The following is a 6,651-nucleotide window of genomic DNA, read 5'->3' as shown; positions in this document are numbered from 1 at the left end:
TGCACATGCCCGTGGGGGCTGCCAGACTGAGGGCAACGCCGGCCATGGCCTGAGGGACGAGGGACGAGGGACGGTGGCGGTGAGTTCCGTGGTCAATGAGTACGGGGAGGGTTGTGGGGCGGTGGGCGTGCGTGCCGACGCCCGTGGGGGCCCCTTCCCCGGTACCCGGTTCGTCCCGCCCGAACGGCCGGCCACGTTCCTGCGCCGCGAGCGCCTCCTCGGACGCCTGGACCAGGGGCTCGCCACCCCGCTGACCCTGGTCGACGGACCGGCAGGGTCGGGCAAGACCGTGCTGGTCGCCGACTGGGCGGCGCGCCTCGGGCAGCCGGTCGCCTGGCTCACCGCCGAGTCGGGCGGCCATGCGCCCGGCGTGTTCTGGGCCTACCTGCTGCACGCCTTGCGCGTGGCCGGCACCCGGCTGTCGTCCGGCATCGGATTCCCGGCCCACGCGAGCCGTGTCGACCATGCCCTGCCGGCCCGCCTCGCCGCCGACCTCAGTGGCCGCGACATGCCCGCGATCCTGGTCCTCGACGAGTTCGAGCGCGTGACCGACCCGGAGATCGCCGAACAGCTGGAGTTCGTGCTCCACCACGCCGGCCCGGGCCTGCGGCTGATCCTGGTCACCCGCAGTGAGCCCCTCCTCCCGCTGCACCGTCATCGGGCCGCCGGCACCATCACCGAGATCCGGGGCGCGGAGTTGGCCTTCACCGAAGGGGAGGCGGCCGCCCTGCTGGAGACCCACGGCCTGCGGCTGCCACCGGACACGACGGACGCGCTGGTGCGCCGTACGCAGGGATGGGCCGCCGGACTGTGCCTGTGCGCGCTGGCCGCCCAGCGCAGCGCGGACCCCGAGCTCTGTCTGAAGGAGTGCGACGCGGACCGCAGCCCGGTGGCCGACTTCCTGCTGGCCGAGGTGCTCAAGCGGCAGCCGCCCGAGACCCAGGACCTGCTGCTGCGCGTGAGCGTGGTCGAGCGGTTCAGGCCCGGACTCGCGGACGCCCTGACCGGCCGGACCGACGCCGGACCCATCCTGGACCGGCTGCGCCGGGAGAACGCGTTCGTCGAACCCCTCGGGCACGCCTGGTACCGCCTGCACCCCCTGTTCGCCGAGATCCTGCGGGCCCATCTGCGGGTCCGCCACCCGGGGCTGGAGACCGAACTGCACCGCCGGGCCGCCCGCTGGCTCGCCGGCTCCGGCACGCTCGCCGAGGCGCTCGCCCACGGCGCGGCCGCGGGCGACTGGGAGTTCACCTCCGGCGCCCTCGTCGACGACCTGGCGATCGGCGAGTTGTTCACCGGCCTGCGCTCCGACGACCTGGCCGCGCTGTTCTCCCGTATGCCGCCGCGAGCCGACGGCCCGGCCGCGAACCTCGTCCTCGCGGCCCGCGAACTGGCCGACCTGGACCTCGACCACGGCCTGGCCCACCTCAGGCGCGCCGAGCACGAGCTGACCACGGACGGTGCCGACCCCGTCCCGGCCCAGCTGAGCTGCGCCTTCCTGCAAGCAGTCGCCGCCCGGCTCACCGGTGCCCCGGCACGGGCCGAGTGGGCGGCCGGCGTCGCCGACGACCTGCGCCGGGCCCTGCCCGCCGAACGCCTGGACCGGCACCCCGAACTCACCGCGCTGCTGCTGACCCACCTCGGCTCGACCCGCCTGTGGGCCGGACGCCTCGACGAGGCCCGGACCGTGCTGACCGAGGCGGTGAACAGCCCCGGCGGCGCCGCCACGGCGCTGCCCCGCCAGGAGTCCCTCGGCCTGCTCGCCCTGATCGACTGTCTGGACGGCTGGACGGGCCGGGCGGAGAAGAAGGCGCTCACCGCGCTGAAGGCGGCCGACCGGCACGGGGTGCCGCCGCCCTCGCGCTCCGACCTCGCGCGGCTCGTGCTGGCCGCCGTGGCCGTCGAACGCGACGAACTGGACGCGGCGCAGGCCCTGATCGACCAGACGACCGGTCCCCGCGACGGCGCGCAGGACCCGGTACTGGCGGCCTGCCGCGCCCTCGCGGAGTCGCGGCTGCTGCTGGCCCGCGGGCGCTTCCAGGCCGCCGTGGACGCCGCCGGACCGGACGTCGGCACGGTGGTCCCCTCGCCCTGGGCCGAGGACCAGGCGGCCCTGGTCACCTCCGCGGCCCACCTCGCCGAGGGCCGTCCGGACGCGGCCGCGAAGGTACTGGAACCCGCCGCGGAGCGGCACCCCGCCTGCGCTGTGGCGGCCGCGCGGGCCCGGGTCGAGGCCGGGGACGGCGCCAAGGCCCTGGACCTCCTCGACGGTCTGCCCGCCGGTGGCCGCTGTGGTCCCTCGCTCACCGTGCCGGCCACCCTGGTGCGTGCCCAGGCCGCCGCCCGCGCGGGCGACACCGCCGGCGCCCGACGGCTCGTCGTCCAGGCCCTGCACGACGGCCGGCGCGACCGCCTGCGCCGCCCCTTCCGCGCCGCCGGACCGTGGATCCGCCCGGTCCTCGCAGGCCCCCCGGTCCGGGAGGCGGCCGGCGAGTGGCTCACCGGTGCCACGCCCCGGGCGGCTGCCGCCACCGAGCCGTACGCGCCGGTGGTCGAGGAACTCAGCGCGCGCGAACGCGACGTCCTGCGCCGGCTGGCCCAGTTGATGTCCACCGAGGAGATCGCCGCGGACCTGTACGTGTCCGTCAACACGGTCAAGACTCACCTCAAGAGCGTCTACCGCAAGCTCTCGGTGAACCGGCGCGGCGACGCGGTACGCCGGGCCCGCGAACTCGGACTGCTGTGACGGACTCCCGCGCGATCCGCCCGGACGACCCCGCCGGTTCACCTGTGCCGGGTGAGGCCGCACGGCCCGCGACGACGGACGATCGTGGGGAGGGCACAGTTCGCCTGCGCACACGCCACCCGCGGAAAGAGCAGCTCATGCGGTACGAGTTCCGCATCGACGGACGCCTGTCGGAGACGCTCGCCGAAGCCTTTCCCGAGCTCGACCATGTGGTCGTGTCCGACGAGACCCTGTTGTTCGGCCCCGTCGTGGACGAGGCGCACCTGTACGGGCTGCTGGCCCGGCTCCAGTCGCTCGGCCTGCACGTCCTGGAGATGCGCCGGCTGCCGGAGTGAGCGCGTCGAACAGCGGCACTCACATCGACCTGGCGGTGACCCGGCCCGCCCGTACGGCCTCGCCCAGCGCCGCGAAGTCCCGCTCGTTCCGGTCGGCGTAGGCCTGGGCGAAGGAGATGAGCGCCCGGTCGAAGCGGTCGCTGCCGCCGAGGTAGGACGCGATGGCCACCGGATCCCCGGAACGCGCGTGCGCCCGGGCCAGGCCGGCCCCGCACAACTGGCCGAACAGGGCCAGCAGATCCGGGTCCATGGTCTCGGGACGCGCGATGCCCTTCCAGTCCCGCAGCTGACGCACGTAGAAGTCCCGGGCCTGTCCGTCGATGCCCGTCTCACGGGTCCAGCCCAGGAAGATGTCGCTGGCGGACTGGATGAGACGCTGCCCGGACACCACCCGGCGCCCCTGATTGTCGTACCCCTCGCCACCGGCGAAGGGGCCCAGCACCGAGTCCTGCGCCTCCTTGGCCTGCAGCACCAGCGGATCGTCGACGTCCCGGCCGAGCAGCAGCAGGATCCAGCACCGCGTGCCGACGCTGCCCACGCCCACCACCTTGCGTGCCATGTCCACCAGCCGGTAGTTCCGCAGCAGATGCCGGCGTTCGGACGACAGGCTGCGGGCGTAGTGCTCCAGCATCGCCTGCAGGTCCTTCTCCTCCAGGCCGTAGGACGTGTCGCCCGCCACCGCGCGCATGGGGGTGATCAGGGGTGGGTCCGCGGTGAACCGCCGGCCCTCGGCCGTGACCTGGGTCAGCTTGGCGAAGGCCTGCAGTTGCGTGTGGGTACGGGCCTGCGCCGAGGCCTCGGCGATGCGCCGCCTGGCCTCCTTGCTCGGCGGCGAGTCGAACAGCGACTGCATCCGGCGCGCGTCGTCCCGCGCGTACCAGACGTCCAGCGTGCGCATCCCGGCCAGCTCGCGCATCCGGCGCCGGTAGGACTGCACGCACTCCTGGACGAGAGCGTCCTGCACCCGCACCGGGAACCCGTTGGCGCGGCCGGCGATGGCGAAGCTGGCCGCCAGCCGTTTCACGTCCCACTCGAAGGGCCCCGGCAGGGTCTCGTCGAAGTCGTTGATGTCGAAGACGAGATGGCGCTCCGGGGAGGCCAGCAGCCGGAAGTTCAGCAGATGGGCGTCCCCGCACAGCTGGACCTTCAGGCCCGTGTCCGGGAGTGCCCCCAGATCCGTCGCCATGATGGCGGCGGCCCCGCGGTAGAAACGGAACGGCGACTCCAGCATGCGGCCGTAGCGGATCGGCACGAGCTCGGGCACGCGCAGCGCGGACTGCCGCTCGATCACGTCGACGGGGTCGGGCCGGCGCTCGTCCGGGGTGAACCCGGCGTGGGCCGTGCGCGGCACCCGCCCGCGGGCCTCCCGGCCGGCCTGTGCCCTCGCGGTGGCCGACAGGGGAGAGGGGAGGGTGCTGAGGGACGTCATGGCCCCACTGCACTCTCGGGAAGCCCCGGACGGCTCACCCGTGGCGGGTGATCCAGACCGGGGCGAGGCGGAGGAGGCTGAGCCCCGGAGCGGTCCCTCCACACCGTGGCGTCGGGGGTTCCGCACCGGCCGCACCGATCCGGCGAGGAGGAGCCATGACCGAACCGCCCCGTTCGCGTGTCGGCCCCGACCGGACCCCCGACGACACGGTCTTCGGACCGGAGGGCGAGCCGATGGCGGTGCTGGCCGCCGTCGGCGGCTCCTGGCTCTGGGCACTGGGCTCGGCACTCGTCACCCTGGTCCCCGGCATCCTGGTGCTGGTCTGGCCGGACGAGACCCTGCACGTCCTGGCGGTCATCATCGGCCTGTACCTGCTGCTGAGCGGTGTGTTCCGGTTCGTCTCGGTCTTCGCCCCGGCCTCGCACGGCGAGCGGTTCGCCCGCCTCCTGCTCGCGGCGCTGTTCGTCGTGGCCGGTGTGCTGTGCCTGCGTCACCCGCTGCAGACCATCGCCGCGCTGTCGCTGATCGTCGGCGCGACCTGGCTGGTGTCCGGCATGCTGACCCTCTACAGCGCGATCTCCGTCAAGGGCCTTCCGCACCGGGGCGTGCTGTTCGCCGCGGGCGCGCTCGGGGTCGCCGCCGGGATCGTGGTGCTCGCCCTGCCGACCGAGTCCGCCGTCGTCCTGACCCGGCTGCTCGGGCTGTGGCTGGTCCTGCTCGGAGTGGCGGAGCTGGTGCTGGCGTTCGCCCTGCGGTCCGCGCTCCGCAAGGAGGCCGAGGCCCGCTCGGCGGACCGTCCCGCCACCACGGGGTGAGCCGCCGGCGCACGCCCGTGACGATCACCCTTCCCGGGTGAGGCGCCGAAAGACCGTGACACGGACGCTGAGGTGGGCCGGACAGCCACCGGGGTGTCCACCCGCGACCGAGGAGGAGAGCAGTGGCCGTGCACACATACCTCGCCTACGACTATCCCCTGCTGAGCGCCTTCTGGACCATGCTCTGGTTCTTCCTGTGGATCATGTGGTTCATCCTGCTCTTCCGGGTCATCGTGGACATCTTCCGCGACGACTCGATCAGCGGGTGGGCCAAGGCGGGCTGGCTCCTCCTCGTGCTCGTGGTGCCCTTCCTGGGCGTCCTCGTCTACGTCATCGCACGGGGCAGGGGCATGGGAAGCCGCGACGTGGCCCAGGCCCGCGCGCAGAAGGCGGAGTTCGACCAGTACATCCGGGAGACCGCCGGCCCGCAGGCCGCGCCCACCAGCGTCGACCAGCTCGCCAAGCTGTCCGAGATCCGCGCCAGGGGCGACATCACGGACGAGGAGTTCCAGCGGGCGAAGGCCAAGGTCCTGGGCTGACCGCCGGGCACTCCGGCGGGCCGTACGGGGCCGCACGAAAGGAAATGAGGCAGAGCGATGACCGCTACACACCAACCGCCCGAGGGCCAGAAGGTGGCCTGGGCCGAAGGCATGGTGACCTTCGCCGCCGTCATGCTGACCATCGTCGGCGTGCTCGACGTCTTCCGCGGCATCATGGCGATCGCCCGGGACGACGTCTTCGTCAGCACCCCCAGCTATGTCTTCAGATTCGACCTGACGGGCTGGGGCTGGACCCATCTCATCCTCGGCGCGATCGCCGTCGTGGTCGGCATCGGCCTCTTCCAGGCACCGATGTGGGCACGGATCGGCGGCGTGGCCATCGCGAGCCTGATCATCATCGCCAACTTCCTCGACCTGCCGTACTCCCCGGTCTGGTCGATCGTGATGATCGCCTTCTCGGGCTTCGTCATCTGGGCCCTGTGCGCGGTGCGGCCCGAGAAGCCGGGCGGTACACCGATGGGCACCAGGTGAGTGCGGACGGCCAAGTGCGTTCTAGCGAACGCGACTTGACGGCTGCGCAAGCAGCGCCGGGGTCCCGAACCGTACGGCGACCCCGGGGGAGTAGAGCACACTCACCGGCGGGCCGGACAGGGCCGGCAGCCCGGCGGCGGTGACCAACCCGTCGTCGAGGGCCAGCAGTTCGGCCCGCCGCAGTGGCCACGGCGCATGCTCGTTGGGCAGATGAGCGGTACGGCCGTGCCACGCCACGTGCAGACCCCACCGGGCGGTCAGGAACCGTTCCAGCGGGGTCGGCTCGTCGATCGGC

Annotated in this window: 7 protein-coding genes; 5 read left to right on the top strand and 2 right to left on the bottom strand. The window is 73.3% G+C overall.

Features of this window, described 5'->3' with window-relative positions:
- The first annotated feature begins 121 nt into the window (after positions 1–121).
- Together IPZ69_RS46050 and IPZ69_RS46045 are read left to right on the top strand one after the other, a co-directional pair.
- The gene (locus tag IPZ69_RS46050; RefSeq protein ID WP_235460896.1) at positions 122–2,746 is read left to right on the top strand and encodes a LuxR C-terminal-related transcriptional regulator; all 2,625 of its coding nucleotides are present in this window, start codon (positions 122–124) and stop codon (positions 2,744–2,746) included.
- A 137-nt stretch (positions 2,747–2,883) separates the two neighbouring features.
- Positions 2,884–3,081, top strand: a complete 198-nt coding sequence (locus IPZ69_RS46045) for a hypothetical protein (RefSeq protein WP_235460895.1) — start codon at positions 2,884–2,886, stop codon at positions 3,079–3,081.
- A gap of 19 nt (positions 3,082–3,100) precedes the next feature.
- On the opposite strand, the gene IPZ69_RS46040 is transcribed toward IPZ69_RS46045, so the two are convergent.
- Positions 3,101–4,510 carry a DUF2252 domain-containing protein gene (locus IPZ69_RS46040; protein WP_235460894.1) on the bottom strand — a complete coding sequence of 470 codons (1,410 nt, stop codon included), beginning with the start codon at positions 4,508–4,510 and terminating at the stop codon, positions 3,101–3,103.
- Between the two features lie 155 nt (positions 4,511–4,665).
- Here IPZ69_RS46040 and IPZ69_RS46035 point away from each other — a divergent pair, with 155 nt between their 5' ends.
- The 3 genes from IPZ69_RS46035 (at position 4,666) to IPZ69_RS46025 (ending at position 6,356) form a co-directional block, all read left to right on the top strand.
- The gene (locus IPZ69_RS46035; protein ID WP_235460893.1) at positions 4,666–5,325 is read left to right on the top strand and encodes an HdeD family acid-resistance protein; all 660 of its coding nucleotides are present in this window, start codon (positions 4,666–4,668) and stop codon (positions 5,323–5,325) included.
- Positions 5,326–5,447: 122 nt separating this feature from the next.
- Complete coding sequence (locus IPZ69_RS46030; RefSeq protein ID WP_235460892.1) at positions 5,448–5,864, top strand: SHOCT domain-containing protein; 417 nt, start codon at positions 5,448–5,450, stop codon at positions 5,862–5,864.
- Positions 5,865–5,921: 57 nt separating this feature from the next.
- Positions 5,922–6,356: a DUF7144 family membrane protein gene (locus tag IPZ69_RS46025; protein WP_235460891.1), complete on the top strand. Its 435-nt coding sequence runs from the start codon at positions 5,922–5,924 to the stop codon at positions 6,354–6,356.
- Between the two features lie 21 nt (positions 6,357–6,377).
- Here the strand turns inward: IPZ69_RS46025 and IPZ69_RS46020 are convergent.
- The coding region (locus IPZ69_RS46020; protein WP_235460890.1) for a DUF2071 domain-containing protein at positions 6,378–6,651 on the bottom strand (274 nt) is incomplete at its 5' end.

It is taken from the genome of Streptomyces olivochromogenes (assembly GCF_021538895.1).
In the GTDB taxonomy this organism is placed as follows: domain Bacteria; phylum Actinomycetota; class Actinomycetes; order Streptomycetales; family Streptomycetaceae; genus Streptomyces; species Streptomyces olivochromogenes_A.
This window is presented reverse-complemented; position numbering and strand designations above follow the sequence as displayed.